The organism is 'Nostoc azollae' 0708 (assembly GCF_000196515.1).
Lineage (GTDB): Bacteria > Cyanobacteriota > Cyanobacteriia > Cyanobacteriales > Nostocaceae > Trichormus_B > Trichormus_B azollae.
Genome location: NC_014248.1, coordinates 4,977,775 through 5,000,368, shown reverse-complemented (window position 1 = coordinate 5,000,368; position 22,594 = coordinate 4,977,775). Strand labels below are relative to the sequence as shown.

21 protein-coding genes and 2 pseudogenes are annotated in these 22,594 nt (G+C 37.1%); 15 read left to right on the top strand and 8 right to left on the bottom strand.

Going from position 1 to position 22,594, the window contains the following annotated elements; genetic code table 11:
* Nucleotides 1-52: 52 nt before the first annotated feature.
* From AAZO_RS44315 to AAZO_RS34500, 9 genes and pseudogenes are all read left to right on the top strand, one after another.
* A complete protein-coding gene (locus AAZO_RS44315; RefSeq protein WP_228371767.1) occupies nucleotides 53-169 on the top strand; it encodes a DUF29 family protein in 117 nt (38 codons plus the stop codon).
* A 113-nt stretch (nucleotides 170-282) separates the two neighbouring features.
* The gene (locus AAZO_RS40100; RefSeq protein ID WP_228371388.1) at nucleotides 283-495 is read left to right on the top strand and encodes a hypothetical protein; all 213 of its coding nucleotides are present in this window, start codon (nucleotides 283-285) and stop codon (nucleotides 493-495) included.
* A gap of 145 nt (nucleotides 496-640) precedes the next feature.
* The gene (locus AAZO_RS40095; protein WP_228371387.1) at nucleotides 641-853 is read left to right on the top strand and encodes a hypothetical protein; all 213 of its coding nucleotides are present in this window, start codon (nucleotides 641-643) and stop codon (nucleotides 851-853) included.
* A gap of 164 nt (nucleotides 854-1,017) precedes the next feature.
* Complete coding sequence (rpsB, locus tag AAZO_RS23270; protein WP_013193034.1) at nucleotides 1,018-1,812, top strand: 30S ribosomal protein S2; 795 nt, start codon at nucleotides 1,018-1,020, stop codon at nucleotides 1,810-1,812.
* A 150-nt stretch (nucleotides 1,813-1,962) separates the two neighbouring features.
* The gene (gene tsf, locus AAZO_RS23265) at nucleotides 1,963-2,907 is read left to right on the top strand and encodes a translation elongation factor Ts (RefSeq protein ID WP_013193033.1); all 945 of its coding nucleotides are present in this window, start codon (nucleotides 1,963-1,965) and stop codon (nucleotides 2,905-2,907) included.
* 358 nt (nucleotides 2,908-3,265) lie between these two features.
* A complete protein-coding gene (locus tag AAZO_RS23255) occupies nucleotides 3,266-4,180 on the top strand; it encodes a hypothetical protein (RefSeq protein ID WP_013193032.1) in 915 nt (304 codons plus the stop codon).
* 79 nt (nucleotides 4,181-4,259) lie between these two features.
* Nucleotides 4,260-6,743 carry an ATP-dependent DNA helicase RecG gene (gene recG, locus AAZO_RS23250; protein ID WP_013193031.1) on the top strand — a complete coding sequence of 828 codons (2,484 nt, stop codon included), beginning with the start codon at nucleotides 4,260-4,262 and terminating at the stop codon, nucleotides 6,741-6,743.
* Between the two features lie 48 nt (nucleotides 6,744-6,791).
* Nucleotides 6,792-7,220, top strand: coding sequence for a hypothetical protein (locus tag AAZO_RS23245; protein WP_013193030.1), 429 nt, complete (start codon nucleotides 6,792-6,794; stop codon nucleotides 7,218-7,220).
* A 235-nt stretch (nucleotides 7,221-7,455) separates the two neighbouring features.
* Nucleotides 7,456-7,587, top strand: a pseudogene (locus AAZO_RS34500) (transposase family protein); the annotation flags it as partial.
* Nucleotides 7,588-7,992: 405 nt separating this feature from the next.
* On the opposite strand, the gene AAZO_RS32990 reads toward AAZO_RS34500, so the two are convergent.
* Nucleotides 7,993-8,148 carry a hypothetical protein gene (locus AAZO_RS32990; RefSeq protein ID WP_187289562.1) on the bottom strand — a complete coding sequence of 52 codons (156 nt, stop codon included), beginning with the start codon at nucleotides 8,146-8,148 and terminating at the stop codon, nucleotides 7,993-7,995.
* 74 nt (nucleotides 8,149-8,222) lie between these two features.
* Here AAZO_RS32990 and AAZO_RS23240 point away from each other — a divergent pair, with 74 nt between their 5' ends.
* A complete protein-coding gene (locus AAZO_RS23240) occupies nucleotides 8,223-8,627 on the top strand; it encodes a hypothetical protein (protein WP_013193029.1) in 405 nt (134 codons plus the stop codon).
* A gap of 239 nt (nucleotides 8,628-8,866) precedes the next feature.
* A complete protein-coding gene (locus tag AAZO_RS23235) occupies nucleotides 8,867-9,916 on the top strand; it encodes a tellurite resistance TerB family protein (protein ID WP_013193028.1) in 1,050 nt (349 codons plus the stop codon).
* A gap of 1,230 nt (nucleotides 9,917-11,146) precedes the next feature.
* Here AAZO_RS23235 and AAZO_RS23230 read toward each other — a convergent pair.
* The 5 genes and pseudogenes from AAZO_RS23230 to AAZO_RS35865 form a co-directional block, all read right to left on the bottom strand.
* Nucleotides 11,147-11,374 carry a hypothetical protein gene (locus AAZO_RS23230; protein WP_041641951.1) on the bottom strand — a complete coding sequence of 76 codons (228 nt, stop codon included), beginning with the start codon at nucleotides 11,372-11,374 and terminating at the stop codon, nucleotides 11,147-11,149.
* Between the two features lie 71 nt (nucleotides 11,375-11,445).
* A pseudogene (locus AAZO_RS23225) lies at nucleotides 11,446-12,408 on the bottom strand (IS701 family transposase); the annotation flags it as partial.
* Nucleotides 12,409-12,619: 211 nt separating this feature from the next.
* Nucleotides 12,620-12,865, bottom strand: a complete 246-nt coding sequence (locus AAZO_RS35875; RefSeq protein ID WP_049790934.1) for a hypothetical protein — start codon at nucleotides 12,863-12,865, stop codon at nucleotides 12,620-12,622.
* Nucleotides 12,866-13,202: 337 nt separating this feature from the next.
* Entirely contained in the window at nucleotides 13,203-13,481 is a 279-nt protein-coding gene (locus tag AAZO_RS35870) for a hypothetical protein (RefSeq protein ID WP_187289561.1), read from the bottom strand.
* Nucleotides 13,482-14,195: 714 nt separating this feature from the next.
* Nucleotides 14,196-14,636, bottom strand: coding sequence for a P-loop NTPase family protein (locus tag AAZO_RS35865; RefSeq protein WP_049790932.1), 441 nt, complete (start codon nucleotides 14,634-14,636; stop codon nucleotides 14,196-14,198).
* Nucleotides 14,637-14,766: 130 nt separating this feature from the next.
* Here AAZO_RS35865 and AAZO_RS32985 point away from each other — a divergent pair.
* Nucleotides 14,767-15,818, top strand: a protein-coding gene (locus AAZO_RS32985) for an IS630 family transposase (protein ID WP_144031366.1) whose coding sequence is annotated in 2 segments (ribosomal slippage) — nucleotides 14,767-15,214 and nucleotides 15,214-15,818 — 1,053 coding nt in all. Because the reading frame shifts where the segments join, the coding sequence is not laid out codon by codon here.
* Between the two features lie 448 nt (nucleotides 15,819-16,266).
* Here the strand turns inward: AAZO_RS32985 and AAZO_RS27780 are convergent.
* On the bottom strand, nucleotides 16,267-16,527 hold the full coding sequence (locus AAZO_RS27780) for a helix-turn-helix domain-containing protein (protein ID WP_081462873.1): 261 nt from the start codon (nucleotides 16,525-16,527) through the stop codon (nucleotides 16,267-16,269).
* A gap of 194 nt (nucleotides 16,528-16,721) precedes the next feature.
* Here AAZO_RS27780 and AAZO_RS23200 point away from each other — a divergent pair, with 194 nt between their 5' ends.
* The 3 genes from AAZO_RS23200 (at nucleotide 16,722) to AAZO_RS23190 (ending at nucleotide 19,496) form a co-directional block, all read left to right on the top strand.
* Nucleotides 16,722-17,228: a GNAT family N-acetyltransferase gene (locus AAZO_RS23200; protein ID WP_013193025.1), complete on the top strand. Its 507-nt coding sequence runs from the start codon at nucleotides 16,722-16,724 to the stop codon at nucleotides 17,226-17,228.
* 50 nt (nucleotides 17,229-17,278) lie between these two features.
* On the top strand, nucleotides 17,279-18,784 hold the full coding sequence (locus tag AAZO_RS23195) for a dolichyl-phosphate-mannose--protein mannosyltransferase (protein ID WP_041641943.1): 1,506 nt from the start codon (nucleotides 17,279-17,281) through the stop codon (nucleotides 18,782-18,784).
* A 394-nt stretch (nucleotides 18,785-19,178) separates the two neighbouring features.
* Complete coding sequence (locus AAZO_RS23190) at nucleotides 19,179-19,496, top strand: phytochrome family protein (RefSeq protein ID WP_013193022.1); 318 nt, start codon at nucleotides 19,179-19,181, stop codon at nucleotides 19,494-19,496.
* Nucleotides 19,497-19,638: 142 nt separating this feature from the next.
* Here AAZO_RS23190 and gcvP read toward each other — a convergent pair whose 3' ends face one another.
* On the bottom strand, nucleotides 19,639-22,533 hold the full coding sequence (gene gcvP / locus AAZO_RS23185; RefSeq protein WP_013193021.1) for an aminomethyl-transferring glycine dehydrogenase: 2,895 nt from the start codon (nucleotides 22,531-22,533) through the stop codon (nucleotides 19,639-19,641).
* Between the last annotated feature and the right edge of the window lie 61 nt (nucleotides 22,534-22,594).

Genomic DNA, 22,594 nt, shown 5'->3' with positions numbered 1-22,594 from the left:
AGATAAACGCAGTCGGAGTTGCTTAGCAACTATTAGAAATCAAAAATGATATATCTTAAAGTTACTAAATGATAATCCTAGCTTATGCTCTTATGTTGTAGAAGCAATTACAGAAGCTTATCAAAATGGTAGAGATTTAGCAGTAGGTGAAACAAATCTTCAGTGCTGATTTAGATTAAACTGGCACTTTTGGAGATTGGCCAGAGGATTTTGGTGATGTATCTGTACAACTACAAAACCGTTATTTGAGTCCTGCGGAAGCTCGTTCAATGCAAGGTATACATGGGAGCTAAAGTAAATTCTAAACGTTTGGTAATTGATGCTTCCGTGGCTCGTTATGCTGGTGATGAGGGAGCTAATTATCCAAAATCAGTTCACTGTCGTCAATTTCTCTTCCCAGTTTTATATATCTACCACCAAGTTGTGATGACACCATCTATAAAAGAAGAATGGGATAAACATCAATCAAAATTTGCACTCACTTGGCGACGATAAACAAATGGTAGCAAAGAGAAGGTGGAAGTATCTGACAATATCAATAAATGATAGTTTATGGACTCAAGTAGAAAAGATTGCTGGAAGCGTGAGTAATAAAAGAATTGAAGAAATGACAAAACACTTATGTTTATAATAAGCAGGAATGGCAACAGATAAAATTGTTATATCACTTGATTATAATACCACTAGAAAATTTTTTAGTGAAGCGTCTGTTAAAATCGATGAACTCAGGAATATTGCTTGGGTAAATCCTGATAAAATTGAAGGAGAACAACCGATCGAATGGCTAACAAATGGGTCTGAAGAAGAAAACTCTCGCTTAGTAATCAACTATAACCGCGACCAGATTAATTGATTTATTGCGAAAGAGTTCGGCAGAGTTCGGCTTGACCTAAAAATTAAACATATTTGTGCTACCCTAGTATAGTTGTCTAAAATTCCGCACATCCGGGAATTCGGGTGTTTCTGTTATGGAAATGCACCTGGGTGGAGGTTTAACCCGAATAGGAGTAACAAAATATGGCAGTCGTTTCTCTGGCTCAGATGATGGAGTCAGGTGTTCACTTTGGGCATCAAACCCGACGTTGGAACCCAAAGATGTCTCCTTACATCTACACTTCCCGCAATGGTGTACATATTATCGACTTGGTGCAAACTGCCCAGTTGATGGATAATGCCTACAACTATATGCGATCGCAAGCAGAGCAAGGGAAGAAATTCTTGTTCGTTGGCACAAAGCGCCAAGCAGCAGGGATTATTGCTCAAGAAGCTGCCCGTTGTGGTTCTCACTACATTAACCAACGTTGGTTAGGTGGAATGCTCACTAACTGGGCTACTATCAAAACGAGAGCAGAACGTCTCAAAGATTTAGAACGTCGGGAAGAAAACGGCGCACTAGATTTATTACCCAAGAAGGAAGGGTCAATGCTGCGTCGGGAAATGACGAAGCTGCAAAAGTACTTGGGTGGCATTAAAAATATGCGGAAAGTACCTGATGTGGTGATTATTGTTGACCAACGTCGGGAGTATAACGCAGTTCAAGAATGCGAAAAATTGGGTATTCCTATTGTGTCCATGTTGGATACAAACTGTGACCCAGATGTAGTAGATATTCCCATTCCAGCAAATGACGACGCAATCAGATCAATTAAGTTGATTGTCGGCAAATTAGCAGATGCTATTTATGAAGGCCGTCATGGTCAGCTGGAAGCAGAAGGAGATTACGAAGATTACGAAGGCGCTGAAGACGATTACGATTACGATGAAAGTGAGTACACTGATACGCTGATTCCGGACGAGGAAGAAGAAGAATAAGCAGAAGTTAGTAAGGGTGTATGGCAATACGCCTTCCGAAGAATAGCCTATGAAACTTCATCGCTTTTCTTCACTAGCCCTGAGTAAGATAGAAATACTCAACACCCGTGAGCGATCACAACTCTAGGTCAAGTTAGGAATTGAGGCAACATGGCGGAAATATCTGCAAAACTCGTCCAAGAGCTACGCCAAAAAACCGGTGCTGGCATGATGGACTGCAAAAAGGCGTTGAAAGAAACTGAAGGCAATATTGACGAAGCTATAGACTGGCTGCGTAAAAAAGGTATTGCCAAGGCAGATAAAGCAAGCGATCGCATCGCAGCAGAAGGCCTAGTAGACACCTACATTCAGCCTGATGCTCAGGTGGGTGTACTGATAGAACTCAACTGCCAAACAGATTTTGTTGCCCGTAACGAGGCTTTTAAATCTTTAGTCAAGAACCTGGCAAAACAAGCTGCAACAGCTGATAGTGTAGAGTCCTTGTTGGCTCAACCTTATATTGAAGATACCAGCGTGACTGTAGAACAATTTATCAAACAAGTAATTGCTACCCTGGGTGAAAATATTCAGGTGCGTCGCTTTGTTAATTTTTCTCCAGCACCAGGGGTATCAGGTATAGTGGACAGCTACATTCATACTGGTGGTCGAGTAGGTGTTTTGGTTGAACTCAATGCCCAAACTCAGTCAGCTATTGGTAATGAAGATTTCCAGAGCTTGGCTAGAAATACAGCTATGCAAGTTGCGGCTTGTCCTAATGTCGAGTATGTCAGCATAGACCAAATCCCTGCTGAAGTTGTCACAAAAGAAAAAGACATCGAAATGGGTAAGGATGATTTGGGTAAGAAACCAGAGAACATTAAAGAAAAAATTGTTCAAGGACGAATTGACAAACGCCTTAAAGAAATGACTTTGTTGGATCAACCTTATATCCGTGACCAAAGTATCTCGGTGGAAGAGTTGGTGAAGCAAGTTAAGTCTAAAGTAGGTGAAGATATCCAAGTGCATCGCTTTGTACGCTATGTACTAGGTGAAGGCATTGAAAAGCAAGAGATTAGCTTTGCTGAAGAAGTTGCTGCTCAAATGGGCGCTAAGTAATTTAGTCATTAGTTATTTAGTCATTAATCATTGGTCAGTTGTTATACATTTATAATTAACAATTAACTAAAGGCTTTTGACTATCAGCTTTTGAGTAATTATTACTGAAATAACAGGTCTAGCAAGGTTTGCTGGCCTGTATTTTATTGGAATTCAGTACACTAGTACAGTACGGCGTAAATCAACCAACTATTTTGAATTTTGTTGGTGCAGCCTGCTGGAACCACTATTTTGAATTCACAGCGGTACTAGAGGTAATTGGAAATCTCAAGTCCTGTGTTTTTAAATGTGGCAGAGATTTGGAGTGAGCAATTGTTAACATTTTTGTATTGGTTCAGATGGAAAATAACGAGAAGATATGGCCAGAGCAATTGAACGAATAGAACAGGATATTACAATCCTAAAAGAGGCGATTAGAGGGATAGCCACTGAACTCCACAGCAATTATGTTAGTTATTTAAATATCCTGGGCAAATCCTTACAAAAACAGTTGACTTTCGCAGCTTATCACCTTTGTACTCAGGGATATCCTGACAAGTTTCTGAAGTTGTCACTGAATCAGCAGCAAAAATTACAACAAGGCATTCGTAAATTAGGCCAAAAAGGCGCTGAACAGCTGCTTGTTTATATTCAGGGAGAGGCAACTCAGGTATCTGAGGAAAATGAGACCAATGAAGAACATGGTGAAATTGAGGAATCCCAGGAAATTGACGAAAGTGAAAATAATCCCTTCAGCTTAAGCAGTTCTCCATCGGTAGAAACCACTAATACGGCAGCTGCTACACTAAAATCCAAAATCCAAAATCCAAAATATTTCGGCCCTTCCAACCCTGTAGAAGTGGCTGAATGGCATCAGGACTTGGAAGCAGGAATTCAGGAGACGCTGAAAAGAATTTCCCATGATGCTAATGTTTTGTTTCAAAAGGCTGGGATTTTACCCAACAAATTACCAGAACCAATGTTAGCAGCCTCAGCCTCAGCCTCAGAAGCTTCTGGTGAGATGATACCAGGACCACCCAACCTATTAAACATAGTTATAGAAATCAGTAGTGAGAAGGAATTAGAAGATTCTCGTTTGACGCAACTGATGACTATTAACTTGCGACTGGGAGAAATTGAATTTGCTGATACCACACTCTTGTCAGGGCGTAAGCAAGTCCGTAATACTTTACTACAGTTGAGTAAGTTGGGACGAGATTATCAAAAAAAGCAACGAGAACTAAAAGTTGCAGAAGCGGAAGCTGCCTGGCGTGCTAGTTGGTTTGAGGACTAGCTGTAGGCAATAGATTACAGTTGAGAGGGAAGAGGTTTTTACTAATCACTACTGACCAATGACTAATAACTAATGACTAATGACTAATGAAAAGCCCGATTGGATCAGATTGCATAAGGCCTTGGCTGTAGAGGCTGAACATGGCTTTACAGATTTGGTGGGTAAGCAATATCGCTTCAGTGAATTTCTAAGTTTGACTTTTGGGAAATTCCCCCCAGGTTTGCCACCAAAAGAGCGATCGCACTGGCACCAAATAGCAATGCAATTTGATGAATATCCAAATTGGGAAGTACAAGTCAGACAGCACTTAGTAGCAGAAGTCAGAAGATATCTCTACCAATTACAAACAGATCTGGAGGAGGTAGACCAGAAAAGCGAAAGGGAGCAGGGGAGAATATACCCAAGCAAAGGCCAAAATCCCACAACCCCAATCGTTGCTGAAGTTAGTCGGCGACTCGGTCCCAAAATTGAGCAAAAACTCAGCGATATAGCAGAAATTGGTATTAGAAAAGCTGAAAACTTGGCGCGTTTGGATTTATTAACTGTCCGTGATTTATTGTTTTACTATCCTCGTGATCATATTGATTATGCACGTCAGGTGAATATTCAAGAATTGCAGGGGGGTGAAACAGTAACTATAATAGCAACAGTGAAGCGTTGTAACTGTTTTACTAGCCCTAAAAATAAGAAGTTATCAATTTTAGAATTGATGCTCAAAGATAATACAGGCCAAATTAAAGTTGCTCGTTTTTATGCTGGGGCGCGATTTAGTAGTCGTGCTTGGCAGGAAAGTTTAAAACGCCGTTATGCTGTGGATAGTGTGATAGCGGCTTGTGGTTTGGTTAAAGCTAGTAAATATGGTTTAACCCTGGATAACCCAGAGTTGGAAGTGTTGGCAAATCCAGGAGATGCCATTAATTCGCTAACTATTGGACGGGTTGTGCCGATTTATGCTTTGACTGAGGGAGTGATGGCAAATACAGTGAGACAAGCTGTAATTGCAGCTTTACCTGCTGCGGTAAATTTGAAAGACCCTTTACCTGGAGGTTTGCGGCAAAAGTATGGTTTGATGGAATTGAAGGATGGGATCGCCAATATTCATTTTCCTGAAGATAGCGACACTTTAAAAACTGCCCGCCGTCGTTTAGTTTTTGATGAATTTTTCTATCTCCAACTAGGTTTATTGCAACGTCAGCGAAAAGCTAAAGAAATTCAAACCAGTGCCGTCCTTGCACCAAAGGGCAAATTATTAGAACAATTTAACGAAATTCTTCCTTTTAAACTTACCAAAGCTCAACAAAGAGTTATCAATGACATACTCAACGACTTACAAAAACCTACACCGATGAATCGTTTAATTCAGGGTGATGTGGGTTCAGGTAAAACAGTCGTGGCTGTGGTTGCTATTTTAGCCGCTATTCAATCTGGTTATCAAGCAGCCTTGATGGCTCCAACGGAAGTATTAGCAGAACAACACTATAGGAAGTTAGTGAGTTGGTTTAACTTACTACATTTGCCTGTTGAATTATTAACAGGTTCAACAAAAACACCGAAAAGACGAGAAATTCATTCTCAGTTAGAAACAGGTGAACTACCTTTATTAGTAGGAACTCACGCCTTAATTCAAGATAAAGTCAATTTCCAACAATTGGGTTTAGTTGTCATTGATGAACAGCATCGGTTTGGGGTGGAACAAAGAGCGAAATTACGACAAAAAGGTGAACAACCTCATGTTTTAACCATGACTGCGACTCCAATTCCCAGGACATTAGCTTTAACAGTACATGGTGATTTAGATGTTAGTCAAATTGATGAATTACCACCAGGTAGACAACAAATTCAAACAACTTTGTTAATAGGTCAGCAACGACACCAAGCTTACGATTTAATGCGGCGAGAAGTTGTCCAAGGTAGACAAGTATACGTGGTTTTACCGTTGGTGGAAGAGTCAGAAAAGCTGGATTTACGATCGGCTGTAGATGAACATAAAAAATTACAAGAAAGCGTTTTTCCTGATTTTCAAGTTGGGTTATTGCATGGACGTATGACTTCAGCGGAGAAAGACGAAGCAATTACCAAATTTCGGGATAATGAAACGCAGATATTAGTTTCTACTACTGTAGTTGAAGTTGGTGTAGATGTGCCAAATGCTACGTTGATACTAATTGAGCACGCGGAAAGATTTGGTTTATCGCAGTTGCATCAATTACGGGGGCGTGTGGGTAGAGGTGCAGCGCAATCTTACTGTTTATTAATGAGTAGTTCCAGAAGTGCAGATGCTCAACAACGATTGAAGGTATTGGAACAGTCTCAGGATGGGTTTTTTATCTCGGAAATGGATATGCGTTTTCGGGGGCCTGGAGAAGTGATGGGAACTCGTCAATCAGGGATAGCAGATTTTACTTTGGCTAGTTTAGTGGAAGATGAGGATGTTTTGCTGTTAGCGCGACAAGCAGCAGAGAAGGTGATTGATATGGACGTAAGTTTGGCGCGTTGGCCGTTGATGGAAGAGGAGTTGAAGTATAGGTATGCCCGGTTAATGGGTGGATCGATTTTAACGTAATATATTTGGGTAAAATATTAATTACAGGGAATAAAATACTTTAATGTAATGGCAAAAATAGCTTTTACAGACAAGGAAATGGAGAAAGCTTGCCTAAGAAACATATCTGCTTATCACAAAACACCTATACCTCGTACCAATGCCCATCGCTTATTATTATTTTACGCCGTTGAATGTGGTCTTAAAGTAATGTTCATGAAAAAAAGTGTTGTACTCCCACTGATTTCCGTTCATTCCAAGAAATCATTGAATACCGACATACATAGTATAAATAATATGTTAGATTGTATAGGTGCTAATGGAAACTTAAGAATCCCTGAAATACGCATAGAGGACATACCCGATAAGATAAATAATAAGAAGAATAAAAAAGAAAAGAGAAAATTAGATAGTGGACAGATTAATCAAATATGGAGATATGGAGGAAACATCAAAAGACCTGTCCGGAAAATTAGCCTGGTGTCAAAAAAATGGTAGAAGGGAATTTTGAGGGTGTATCAAAAGGAAAAATCTACTAAATTATATTCAAGAATATCCACATCGTAGAAAACAAATACTGGGAATAACTAACCATCAGTTTCAAGACTTGTTAGCCCGAACTGAGATGTAGCATAAAAAACTTCAAGGTGACATAGAAAGTAAAAACATAGGTATAAATCAGAAAGGAGGAGGGGGGAAAGGGAAACTAGAGATAAAATAACAGGTATGTCTATGCTTGTTCTATTGGAGGAAAATGCCAACATTTGAGGTTTTAGGTTTGCATTTCGGTATATCCAGACAAAACGGAAGTAAAGGACACATTTTATTACTAGCTAGAGATATTGCGAGATGTTTTGCCTGCTAGTCTCCTTGAACAGGTAGGAAAACATAATAGCGATTATGCCATGGTCACTCAGAACAAAAGGCAGGAAACAAAGAGTTTTCCACCAAGGGTACTTTTGTATTTTTGTTGAACAGGTCATTAGACTTGTAAAAATATCCCGGGTACCTCAACAAAGATTTCCCCTAGATTCCCCAATTTACTCACAAGTAATTCTTACTAACTATTTGTGGTTTAGTCACATTAGGAATTAGTTCATTAGTTTTGCCCATTTCATAAATCTTATGGATATGAGGTCAGTTATGAATTTGTCATCAACATATTCATGGGTAGGAACTATCAGTTACTATTCCCAACCCTGATTCTTTCCTTGGCTCTTTCCTCATCTTAATACTATGGAAAGCCAGACACATACTCCTTTCTACATTTTCAGGCGTCTCTAATACTCAAAGCACGAGCAGCACTACCAAGAAAATAAATAACTTCAGGATCATTATCATTATAAATTGCAAAGAGTTGTTCAGTGTGTTGATCTGGTATCCAACTGCGAATAATTAAGCGTTCTCTTTCTAAAAAATTGGTCATTTCATCTTAGTCAATAAAAATTAACAATTATTCGAGATAATAACTCTAGATCAATAAAAAGGATAGAATGCACGATGTCACAATTAGAACGACTGTTAACAATGCTAGAAGATGAGCTAACTAAGTACAGCACTGATGCTCGGAAGATGGAAAAATTACGCAGGAAGATCGGTTTATCCATATCTTTAGCGGAACAGAGGCAAATTAAAGAAGAATTATTAGCTACAATACCATCTAATAAAATTGCAGAAATTCTAGAAGTGCAAAGACAAGCAGCAGCCTTACTATTTTGGGGAATTGCAGCTTTGGGTTTGTTATTTGGCATTTCTCTCAATCAGCCTATATGTTTGTTAGCAGCCATAGTTGGTACTGTTGCAGCTTTTAGAATTCAGAAATGGGGTTGGCAATTGCAGGCAAAGTCTCTATTATTACGCAGAGCAGAAGATATTGAAGCGTGTATTGCTAAACCAAACAAGTAATTTTCCCCATACTTGTGTGAGAACATCTAGGTTAGACCACCACCGCTTCTAAGGAAGTTACCAAGATCATGAGGAGAAGCTGAAATTATTGACTACCGATTAGATCAGGACTGTTAAAAGCCAACTATTGACTGCTGACGGCGATAACATCCAGAGAAGGCCCCTGATGTTGCTAAACTAACAATTGTTACTGTTTATAATCGGTTTTTACTAAAAAAGCATTGATGGAGATAGCAATTATGACAAAGTATGATAAAATTTTCAATTCCACAGAAACTTCAGAAGAATCACTGAGTCCAGAAGAGGCAGTAGCGGCTATAGCAGTAATTACTGCTATAGTTGATTCTTCCATTGAAGACTTAGATGCTGAAAGTTTAGCGGATATACTGTGGGAATTTGAGGTTTTTGACGAATACTCAGAAGAGGAAATGCTAGAAATAGTTGATAGACTAGTAGCGATCGCCCAGGATGAGGGATTAGGAACATTATTTAATACCGCCAACGCCAGCCTTTCCGATGAAATAGTATTAGATGGCTTTGCTGCTGGCGTCATCATGCTATTAGACGATCAAAACCTGACTATTCCCACACAAAAACAACCTTATCTCAAACAACTACAGCAAGCCTTAGAATTAGAAGATATAGAAGCCGAAGAAATTATCAAAGAGGTAATAGCCGCAATAGAAGAAACAGAAGAAGAATATGCACCCCAAGAATACGAAACAGTAATCTTAGATGAATTTGGTCAGCAAGTATATCAATCACCTTTAGGTAATTTTGTTGTTCCCATTCCAGTTACCTCAGAACAGGGGGGAACAATTCAAAGTCAAGAAGGAATAGTTGGCTTTTCTGATGATGTCGGAACTTTACTGAGAATTGATTATTATCCTCTCCCTCCAGAGTATTTAGAGGAAATCGAATCTCAAGGACAGGAAAAATACCTCCACTCTACTCTCATTAAAAAGTATCTACCACAAGCCATTTTTACCAATGTTCAAGGTGCAGAAATCAAATACACAGAATATCTGCAAGATACTTTAAAGGGATATTATTATGTATTAGTTGATATGCCTAAAGGTTCAACAATTTCTAAACAAGAAAATAATGGTAATGCCAACAGATTAGATGCTTATCGCGGGTTATTAGCTTTTATCAATGGAAAATTTTTGTATATAGTTAGCAGTCAGCGTACCTTTTTTAACGGTGATAGTCCTGGTTCTATTTTAGATGAAGCTGAGGACATCAAGCAGAATATTTTAGAGTTTGTGGAGACTATGGATTTTAATTAATTTGGAATTTTTGTGGTGGTAATTTAGGGGTGATAGCTGACAAGAAATCCCCTTTTTAAATTCCGTGATTTCGAAATTCTAAGACATCAGTAAGAACTTTTAAAACCTCCTTGTTATATAGTAACTTACTAAAGAAAATGCTCCTTGTTGAAAATGATGATGATTGCTCATTTGATTCTTCTTTGTATAAATAGTTATTACAATTTACAAAATAATCTATATGACCTTGGACCTCTATCTGTTTTAACTTGGATAAAATTCATTTTTGTGAGCTATTCTTTTGATCTGTAAATTCTTTGATTAATGGATAAATTTCATCAAGATACTCTTCTAGAATTGTGTCAATTTGTGCTTGGATAATCTGTATTTGTGAGTAAAAATCCCAAATGAATTACTATATTACTAGTACAGCACTATAAACTTCTGAACCTCCAGGCATAGTAATAACCTCTCCGTTGTAGTATTCGTGACGTTATTAGGCGAGGCAGTTTCTTCCATAGCTCGATACTCATCTGGACTGAAGTGAGTTTTTGTCACTTCTGAAGCCAGGATTGGCGGATTGGTTTGAGCAATAGCCACAATCACACCTCCTATAATAGACCTCTTGCAGAATTAATTTTATGTTATAATGGGAGTTGTATTTGTTTTAGCCAAACGTTAGAGTTACAGAGTTATGTTTGAATTAGCCAGCCCAAAGAACACCAAAAATACATAAGATCTAAAACTCTCTATCATACCACAGAAACAATTTTGCAAGAGGTCTAATGTTAGACCTGAAAGGATTATCAGTTAAAATAGAAAAAAGAAAGATAATTACAAAATCTCTTTCCCTAATACCCTACGCTTCAACGCTACTATTCTAGGTCGCGCACCTTGACTTGAAAAACCTAACCCTTATCGGAAAATTTCAGGAATATAAAATAGCTTAATTTCCTCTTTGTGTTTATCTTCATTAATCACTCCCATTTCTTCTAATAATGTTACTGTTTTTTAATCCATGTCAAAATCTTCTACAGCAAAGGGAATTATCCGTTAAATCGGATGATAGTTACGAAGTGTATCTTCTACCCATGTTTTGAAAGCTAGATATTCTTCTTTAGCTTCTCTCACTTTTTTTTCACTACATGGTTTCAGAGCGCTGCGAATTGCTGGAGGAGGTAAGAGTCGGCTTGTAGACCATTTTTCAAAATGTACTTCTTTAGCTCTATTTACTGTAATATCCGCTGCATTTTATAATAAACGGACAATATCTCTGGCTTGAAGTCTGCCATTAAAATCTGTCAAAGCTGCAAATACCCAAGAAGCTGTGTAGGCTTCTTTAGACTTATCTATCCCTAGTGTCTTACCCCATAGCTTCTCTAATTCATCTATGAGATTCTCTTTACTTAGACTGTAAATACTATCTTTTTCTGCACCTATCACATTAGATTCGCTACGAATCCAATAAACTAGTTTCAAGAAAGACAGGACTTACGTAACTGGCACAAATAGCGGGCGGGATGTAGCCCTGGCACGGAACAATTGAACTCAACCAAGCACATAGGAAGACTTGGGCGTTTTAGTTGCTGAATTAAATAATTAGAAAGGAATCTATGCTTGTTTTGATAAACAGTTTGACCAGTTTGATAGGCTAAATTCTTTAATCTAATCCAAACCAACATTGCACAAGCAATATGATCTCCTTGAAGCCTAGCTTTACGACATTGACAAGATTCAATGCCACTTATTTGTTTAATCTCTCGGTGAAACTCCTCGACTTTTCAACGAATTTTACACACCTCTTGTACAACATTCGTAGAACTTTGAGATAAATCCTTAGTAGCGACATAATCCGTTCTGTTGGTAGAAACAGCAACCCGGAATAGTTTCACTTTTTTCTGAGCGGGAAACCCTTTAATTTTTATAATTATACCACATTCTAACTCTTCAGTACTCCATTGTCATAATTCAATAGGTTTATCTTTTCCTTTGGCAAATGTATCATCAACTAACCGATTCTTTTTTAAAGGGTAATAATAAATTTCGTCTAATCTATCAATATACAGCATGAAACTGTTTACTGCATACCATGTGTCCATCAAAACCCTATCAAAGAGGAAAAGCTGATGATACACCAGGTTTTGCAGCATATCTTTCACATGGTCTATCTTGGTTTTACCATCCACATCAGGATTAAAAATGCGGTAATCTATTACCCCAAATCTTTGAAATTTAGGATTCACATATACACAACTGACTACACCAATTCTTTGGAGTATGCCATGTTCATTACCACTATATTGTCTCCTCACTATCTCTATTTCTTCAGAATATCTTTTGTCTAAAACACTACCATCAAATATGATGTACCAATTACCATCACCTTCTACTACCTCTTTCACCTTATCCCATAGTAAACGAGATGTTAACTTTTCGGTTTTTAAATAAAAGTTAATTGCATCATGGCTAATACTTTCTAAATGCTCTGCTAAATTAGTAATTGTATAATTAATTTAACTAGTTCATAAGTATTGGCAGTAATCAAGTTTAGTAAATCTCATTACCGTCAGGAACATTTATCTAATACAATCTCCTACCTATTTTCTCATGAATATTTGAACAATGTTTCCTGTTGCAGCTACTTCTTATGAGTTCATAAAGCTTTCGGTATGCGATTTATTTAATACCGATGTACTATATTCACCCATTGCCTGTGCCAGTTGCCTAACTCCTGAAAGAATCTTGATTCCAAGATAAATCATAAGCACGGTAAAGATTCTCAAATTGACTAAGATTTTGAGTAATCGTATACCTTAGAAAATCACGACGCAAGAAAATTATTACAACAAGATTAGATTGCCTAATTTCTGACAATTTTTCTGGCAAATCATCAGTCAAAGATTTTAAGGCAGTCTGCTGTTGATTACTAGAGGCAATTTCAGTAAAAATATCTTCTAACCCGTCAAACAAAAAGATTATTTTTAATCCTTTATTTTTTAAATCTTGATTTATGGTACCAAGAGTATTAGGAGTATCTAAATTTGGATTAATACCTATAGCTATGGCAATTTCATCAACCCAGAATTCTGTCCATTTTGGTTCATTCCAATTTTGCTCTTCAAGTTCCTTTTTAATCCTATCTGTATACTCTCAATGCACAAACTCAAGAACATTATTACCTAAATCTGCTCTAAGTTGAATTCTGGATTCTGTGATAACAGTTTTAGCATTTTCCTTAAGGAAATATATATGTTTTCGTCTCAGTTTCCTTAGTTCTACTATCAATAGAATTCAGAAAACTTTCCCATTATTTAAAACGTGATAACTGTATATAGTTAAAAGTTTTTCCAGCGCCTTTAGCTCCAATTGATACTATATGAAGTGATTTATCTATAAAATTAGTAGCTAAGTTCCGCAAAGGGACTGTTATCAGTAAGTCTTCTCCTTGTCCTGGTTCAGCGGACTTATGTCGTTGACATAAATCCCTAAGTCTTTTCACCTCTTCCCGTTTGTGTATTTCTGATGTTAATTCCTGATTTTTGGCATTTGGTGATAATTCTTTAGCGCAATTTCTAGCAATTTCCATCACTGAAGTTTGACTGAATTTTGAGCGTGCATCTTCCCAGTTATTTACATAAAGTAATTACTCTGTAAAGTAAGCTTGTTTAATATACAATCTTGCCTCATCTAACTTATTTTCTTGTGGTTCCACATAAGCGAATATTCAATCGGTTGTGACATTAGGGAGTGATTCTTTTAGGTCTTATTTTAAGTTGAAGATATTAATTATTTATTATTGTTGGCTCATAATATGTGTTATCTCTGACCTCTGCTTCTAGTCGTGCAAATTTACCAATTTCTTTTAAAATAAGACTTATACCTTTAATAGATTGATCATTAATTGTTGTAACTAAAAACCTTTGAATTCATAGATCAAAAATTATTGGACTGGATATTTAACTCAATCCGGCTCTCAAATCAATAAAATATAATCTGCATCAACAATTTTACCTAAGCCATAAATAGCATTGCTATATTCCCAAGTTCCATCTGGACTTCTAAGCAAATGTTCAGGTAAAATAGGAGTATCTAGTAATTGTTCATCTTTAAGACAGGCAGGTAAGAAATAAATTCTTGATTCTCCGTCATTTTTAACTGATTTTATAACTTCATCTGCAAATAAAGAAAGTTTTTCATCTCTATCAATACTAAGATAGTGGTAAATTTCTAAAAAATCAATAAAAAAAACTTCTGGCTGTTGTTTTTGAAAGGCATTCCAATAAGTAAGACCTGGTGCTTCTCAATCAGCATCAATCACCAAAATAGTTATAGATTCATTTAACTGTTTAGCTCTATCTAGCAAAGCAAAAAGATGGGCTGCTAAATTTAATGTTCTACCTACACCACCTTTAAAAGAATAAAAAGCTATTAAACTAGGCTTATCAATATAAGCCTCTGGAAGCTTAACTATATTTTTGGACGCGGGTTGTGTTTCTGAGTCACTTTCTAGATAAACAATTTCCTCCCAAAAATGACGTACCTCAATATCAGTTATGTAAGGTTCTTCTCCACTGAGAAGTTCTACAGGTAATGTAGTTTCACCAATATCAAAACAAATCACAGATTCTTCTTCCTGATACCAGTCTTTAAACCATTTCTTTAAATGATAAGCAACTTCCTCTCGAGACTCTTGAGTGGGAATATATATTTCTAAACTATCTGAATAACAGCGTATTTTCACTATTCCTGTTGGTAGATGACTACCGTAGTTAGTTGTTTAGCGAATAATTCTTCTGATATAGAAATCATATTTGATTCTTGAAAAGGACTAGGAGATAATACTGAGAAACTGTCTTGTCTAATAGCTAACAATGACCAACCAGGAGCTACAATCTAAAATTGCAGAACTACAAGAATTTATAGATGAGCTTCCAGATGCAAGGGAAGTAAGAAAAGCATTGGCAGTGAAGCTGGTTTATCAAAGCTACAAGTATGAGGAAATTCAAACAATTTTAGATGTTTCAGTTAGTTCAATAACAACATGGAAACAAGCCTATGAGAAAGATGGAATTTTAGGACTGCGCCTGAAACACAAAGGGAGAAAAAGCTACTTGAATACTCAACAAAGAGAAGAAGTACTGGCTTGGTTACAAACGAAGGAATGTTGGGAGCTTGGCGAACTTGAGTATAAATTGGCTTTTGAACATGATGTACTTTATGAATCAAAACGTAGTTATTACGACTTGTTTGATGCGGCAGTAATTAGTTGGAAGAAAACATCTTCAGCAAATCCAAAAGCTAATGAAGAAGCAGTTGCCGCAAAAAAAAAGAGATTTCATCATTGTTGGCGAGCCGCCGAGAAGATATAGAAGCTGCGCTATTGAGAGTTTTGCTATTAGATGAGTGTCATTTACTTTGGGGAGATAGCATTGGATATGTTTGGGGTAGAACTGACCAAGAAATAAGCATTCCAATTAGTATTAGTAACGAACGAGATAAACAAACTTATTATGGAGCAGTTGACTATTTAGGTAAAAATTTATTGTTGAAAACCTATGATACAGCTAACTCAAAAAATACTATTGATTATCTCAGCTATTTACTAGAAGAGTCACCTAACCAACAATTACTTATTTTTTGGGATGGAGCTAGTTATCATCGTTCAAAAGAAATTCAAAATTTTTTAGCATCTATTAACCAAGGTTTACCTTTAGAGCAATGGAAAATTTATTGCGTCCGCTTTGCTCCTAACTGTCCCTCTCAAAACCCCATAGAAGATGTTTGGTTGCAAGGGAAAACTTGGCTGCGACGTTTTTGTGCTTTAATCCCAACATTTTCTCATCTTAAGAGGATCTTTGAGTGGTTCATTAAAAACACTACCTTTGATTTTCCGTCTCTCCAGATGTACGGAGCATTTTCATAAATCAAATACTATTCCTATATCAAGCCAAGTGAATAATTTTATTCCATTCATAATTTGTCAATTTCTATTGCAATCTATTTTTAGATTACTAACAGTTTATTCTCTAGATCTTCATCAGTTACCTGTTTTTATTCTTTTTTAGTAATTAAACCAATAGAGAGTGTCAAAAATTTATAAAGGAGTCTGTGTCTGGCTTTCCACAGTGTTAAGATGAGGAAAGAGCGAAGGCAAGAATCAGGGTTGGGAATAGTTACGGATAGTTCCTATCCATGAAGATGTTGATGACTAATTTATAACTGACCTCATATCCATAACATTTATGAAATGGGCAACACTCATGAACCAGTTCCTAATGTGACTAAACCACCAATAGTTAGTAAGAATTACTTGTAAGTAAATTGGGTAATTCAGGGAAAGTCTTTGTTTAGGTAAGGTACCCGGAATATTTTTACAAGTCTAATGACCTATTCAACAAAAATACCCTTGGTGGAAAACTCTTTATTTCCTGCCTTTTGTTCTGAGTGGCCATGGCATAATCACTATCATGTTTTTCTACCTGTTCAAGGAGACTACGAGGGAAAACATTTTGTACTATCTCTAACCAATAATGAAATGTGTCCTTTTTCGATATACCGAAATGCAAACCTAAAACCTCAAATGTTGGCATTTTCCTCCAATAGAACAAGCATAGATATACCTGTTGTTTTATCTCTAGTTTCCCTTTCCCCCCTCCTCCTTTCTGATTTATACCTATGTTTTTACTTTCTATGTCACCTTGAAGTTTTTTATGCTACATCTCAGTTCGGGCTAACAAGTCTTGAAACTGATGGTTAGTTATTCCCAGTATTTATTTTGTACGATGTGGATATTCTTGAATATAGTTAATTTAGTGGACTTTTCCTTTTGGTACACCCTCAAAATTCCCTTCTACCATGTTTTTCACACCAAGTTAATTTTCCTGACAGGTCTTTTGAGTCACAACGCCAGCATTTAATTGACGAGCAATTGCACGAACACAAAAATGCTACTGGCTCTTGGGCAATTGTTGAAAAAGATACAAGAAAGATTGCGGGGGCTATTATGCTCTGCCAACTGCTAGATGAACATCACGTACCCACCCAAGATATAGAAGTAGGATGGTATTTAAAGCCTTCTGTTTATTTAGAGCCTTCTGTTTGGGGTAAAGGATATGCTACCGAACCTGGACGCACTATAGTTGACTACGGCTTTAGTAAATTGCATTTATCAGTCATTTATGCTGTAGTGAAACCAGAATATTATGCTTCTATCCGTGTTACTGAAAGATTGGGAATGAAACCATTAGGATTAACAACCAAGTATTACGGTATAGAACTGCTTTTATTTCAACAAACTGCATCTGATAAAATCGAGAAAATAGAAAATAAGTAATAGGGAAATTAACCTCTTGCCTTCTTCCACTGATAAATGATAACTGACCAATGACTAAAAAATGGTTTCGGATATGTATGACAGCGATATTCATCCTGTCATTTAGCTTACGATTTTGGGGATTAGACCGATTTAATACCCTCGTATTCGATGAAATTTACTTTGCTCAATTTGGTAATAACTATCTTACCCATACACCCTTTTTCAATGCTCATCCTCCACTGAGTCAATATATAATTGGTCTGGGCATTTGGATTGGTAATCATATTCCTTTTTGGCAACATACTGTCAATGGGTCAACAGGTTCTTTATTATCTCCTTGGAGTTATCGTTGGGCAAATGCTTTTGCAGGTTCATTGATTCCTTTAATAGTTATTTTACTAACTTACCAGTTAAGTTATCGTCGTGGTTTTGCTTTATTAGCAGGATTTATTACGGCTTGTGATGGTTTGTTATTGGTAGAATCTCGCTATGCTTTAAGTAATATTTATATAGTTTTGTTTGGTTTGATTGGACAATGGTTTTTTCTGTTAGCTTTAGGAAAGCAAAATAAACAACGTTGGTTTGCTTTAGTTATTGCTGGGATTAGTTTTGGCGCTTCCGTTGGTACAAAATGGAATGGTTTATGGTTTCTAGTGGGTACCTATGGGATGTGGATAGCAGCTTGGATAATTCGGTGGTTGCAATCTTTTGCACCGTCATCTCGTGTTCCCTTATTTTCTTATCTACATCCTTTAATTAATTCTACAAACCCTCAATTTAACAGTGATGAAATTAATATTCAAACCCCACTACAAAACCTAACTCAAATCAATATTGTACAGATGTTATCCTGTTTGGGAATTATTCCCGCAGCAATTTATAGTCTAATTTGGATTCCTCACCTACAACTAGATACAAGGTATGGATTTATAGAGGTTCATAAACAGATTCTACAGTTTCATCTTCAGTTGGGTGGTAATAGCTCTAGTGTACATCCTTACTGTGCAGCTTGGTACAAATGGCCGTTATTAACTCGACCAATGGCTTATTATTATCAAACAGCTCAGAGTTTTAAAGATCCCCTTCCTGTATTTGGACCACCCTTACCTCCTGGTGCGGGGAAAGTTGTTTATGATGTCCATGCGATGGGTAATCCCTTTTTATGGTGGTTCGGCTTGTCAGCGATGATATTTTTAATAGGGATGCTATTTGCAAAAATAGTTATATCAGGGATACAACAAAAACGGGTATTTATTCCCAAAAATATGGGTGTTGATACTTGGATTGGTTTATATATAGTTATCAACTATGCTGCTAATTTTTTACCTTGGGTGAAGGTAAATCGCTGTGTCTTTATATACCATTATATGTGTGCAGTGGTTTTTACATTTATTGCGCTCGCATGGTTTATTGATCAGTGTCTTCGTAGCTATTATCCGAAACTGCGTATACTTGGTCTAACAATAACCTTCACTATCATGGTTGCTTTCATTTTTTGGATGCCCATTTATTTGGGGTTACCTATTTCTACTGATGATTATAGAATGCGGATGTGGTTTAATTCTTGGATTTGATTTTTAGTTAACATAGCTACATGAAATAGCATTTATCCAATCACCTGTATTTCACATTTCTTATTGGTATTTAGGATAACTGACTGTTAGAATGTATGCAGTTGGAAAATTAGGGTAACTCTACCCAATGACAACTAATACAAATAATAATATTGACCAGACTAAAAAATTAGAAGAGCATGGTGAATTAAAGATTAGCTCAATAGCTGATTTATTTTTCGCTCGCTATGTTGGTGGGATTTTTATCAGAGTGACAGCATATTTCTGAATAATCTGCGAATTAATTTAACAGTGCTAAGAAAGTTACATTTGGGTAGGATACTAAACCTGACAGGTGAGAGAATCTATCGCTAACTCCACTCTTGATGCACCTAAATAATAGAGGGGAACAGTGATGGATATCGGCTTAGAAGTGGAAAATATTCCAAGTGTTAATATAACTAGCTTGAAAGAAGCACCAATTCATATTTCGAGCAAAATTCAACCTCATGGAATTCTATTAGTATTGGCAGAGCCAGACTTAAAAATATTACAAGTTACTAATAACACCTTAAATGTTTTCGGAAGATCTGCCGAAGATATGGTGCAAAAAAGATTAGTAGATTTACTAGATGCCTACCAGCTAGACAGAATTAAATCCGGGTTATCAGAACAAAATCTGGAGTTTATCAACCCTACCAAAATTTTGGTTAGGAACAAAGGTATCGCGTAATTATATCTCTTACTCACGGTAAAACTCGTGAAGAAGCAATTTATCATGGTAAATTCATATCCCCGACCTCTGACATCAACTGATAATTTCTTTACAAGGAAGATAGAAAAAAAGAAGTCGAGGATCTTAGAGCGTTAGGCTATTAACTATAAGCCTCCATAGGTAAACAAGAACAAACAAAATTCCTATCACCAAAAGCCGCATCTATTCTTCCCACACTTGGCCAGAGCTTATATTCCTTATTCCAAGGTGCAGGATAAGCAGCTTGTTCACGAGAATAGGGATGATTCCATTCACCAACAATCAAACTTTCCGCAGTGTGAGGTGCATTTTTCAACACATTATCTTGAATATCCATTTCACCAGATTCAATGGTAGCCACTTCTTCACGAATTGCAATTAACGCATCACAGAATCTATCTAATTCCTCTTTAGATTCGCTTTCCGTTGGTTCGACCATAATTGTACCAGCCACAGGCCAAGATACAGTAGGTGCATGGAAACCATAATCCATCAAACGTTTTGCAACATCATCAATTTCGATATGCGCTGATTTTTTCAAAGAACGCAAATCTAAAATACATTCATGTGCGACTAAACCATTTTTTCCCTGATATAAAATCGGATAATACAACTCTAATCTCTTAGCGATGTAATTAGCATTCAGAATGGCAATTTTGGTTGCTTCTGTCAAACCATCTGCGCCCATCATGATCATATACATCCAAGAAATAACCAAAATACTCGCACTTCCCCAAGGTGCAGCAGAAACAGCACCCAATTCACCACCCATTCTAACTACAGAATGTCCTGGTAAAAACGGTAGAAGATGGGAAGAAACACCAATAGGACCCATACCGGGACCACCACCACCATGAGGAATACAGAAAGTTTTGTGTAAGTTCAAGTGACAAACATCTGCACCAATATCACCAGGACGACAAATACCCACTTGGGCATTCATATTAGCTCCATCCATGTAAACTTGTCCACCGTGATTATGAACAATAGCGCAGATATCCTGAATTGCTTCTTCAAACACACCATGAGTTGAAGGATATGTCACCATTAAAGCAGCAAGTTCATGACTATGTTTTTCTGCTTTAGCTTTTAAATCTTCAACATCAATATTACCTTGCTGATCACAAGTAACTCCGATAACTTTCATGCCACACATTACCGCGCTTGCAGGATTTGTTCCATGTGCAGATTGAGGAATTAAACAAACATTTCGATGTCCTTCTCCTCGACTATGATGATATTCATTAATTACTAGAAGTCCTGCATATTCACCTTGAGAACCTGCATTCGGTTGTAAGGAAATTCCCGCAAAACCTGTAATTTCTCCCAACCATGCTTCTAGTTGCTGGAAGAGAATTTGATAACCTCTGGTTTGGGAAGTTGGAGCAAAAGGATGTATTTTACCAAATTCTGCCCAAGTAACAGGAATCATTTCTGAAGTGGCATTTAACTTCATTGTACAAGAACCCAACGGAATCATAGATGTTGTTAATGATAAGTCCTTGGTTTCTAGTTGATGCAAATAACGTAATAAATCGGTTTCTGAATGATAGCGGTTGAAAACTGGATGAGTGAGATATTGAGTTTGACGAAGTTGGGAAATGTGCGGATAAGAAGAAGTTAATCTTTCTACTGTAAAAGGTAATTCATCTTTCAGAGCGAAAATTTGCCATAGGTCGATTAAATCTGCTTCTGTGGTAGTTTCATCTAAGGAGATACCCACGTTTGAATTATCAAAAATGCGTAAGTTAATATTTTTATTGTTGGCAGCATCAAGAATTGCATCTAATCTGGTATTTCCTAATTCTACCCGTAAGGTATCAAAGAAGTTTTCAGAACTAATTTTATAACCTAGTTTTTTCAATCCTGCTGCTAAGGTTGTAGTTAATTGATGGATATTTTTAGCAATTCCTCTGAGTCCATCGGGTCCATGATAGACTGCATACATACTGGCCATTACTGCCAATAAAACCTGGGCTGTACAAATATTACTGGTGGCTTTATCTCTGCGAATATGTTGTTCACGGGTTTGCAAAGCGAGACGGTATGCAAGTTTTCCATGAATATCTTTTGATACCCCGACAATGCGACCTGGAACTAGCCGTTTATACTCTTCTTTTGTGGTAAAATAGGCTGCGTGTGGTCCCCCAAATCCCAAGGGAATACCGAAGCGTTGTGTGCTGCCTACGGCAATATCAGCCCCTAATTCACTGGGGGGTGTGAGTAATGTTAAACTCAAAGGATCTGCTACTATAGTCACCAATGCACTGTGAGCATGGGACTTTTCTATAAAATGGCGATAGTCGTAAATTGTGCCATCAGTTGCAGGATATTGTAGAATTGCGCCAAAAATGGATTCTTGAAAATCAAAACTCTGATGATCACCAATAATGATATTTATGCCCAGAGGTTTTGCTCTAGTTTGCAATACGTTAATGGTTTGAGGATGACATTCACGGGAGACAAAATAGTTATGTGATTTATTTTTGCAGATATCATAACTCATACTCATGGCTTCTGCTGCTGCTGTGGCTTCATCCAATAAAGAAGCATTAGCAATTTCTAAACCTGTTAAATCAATAATCATGGTTTGGAAATTTAACAGTGCTTCTAAACGTCCTTGGGCAATTTCTGGTTGATAAGGTGTATAAGGTGTGTACCAACCGGGATTTTCTAGGATGTTGCGTTGAATAACCGTTGGGGTAATGCAATCATAATACCCCATGCCGATGTATGAACGGTAAACTTGATTTTGATCAGCTATTTGTTTTAATTTTCCCAGTGCTGCATATTCGCTTTGTGCTGCTGGTAATTGTAGGGTTTGATTAAAGCGAATAGCTTGCGGTACTGTTTTATCAATTAATTCGTCAAGGTTTGTCAAACCTAATACTCCTAGCATTTGCTGAATATCACCAAAGTTTGGTCCAATGTGTCTTTGGGCAAAACTGGTTAATTTCTGACTGTTGTCAGCCAAAATATTGCGCCCAGACTGAGGACGAGGGGGATTAAGTACCACAAATTATTCTCCTGATGCTACTTTAATATATTGTAATGATTACTGTTGTTCAGAAAGAGAC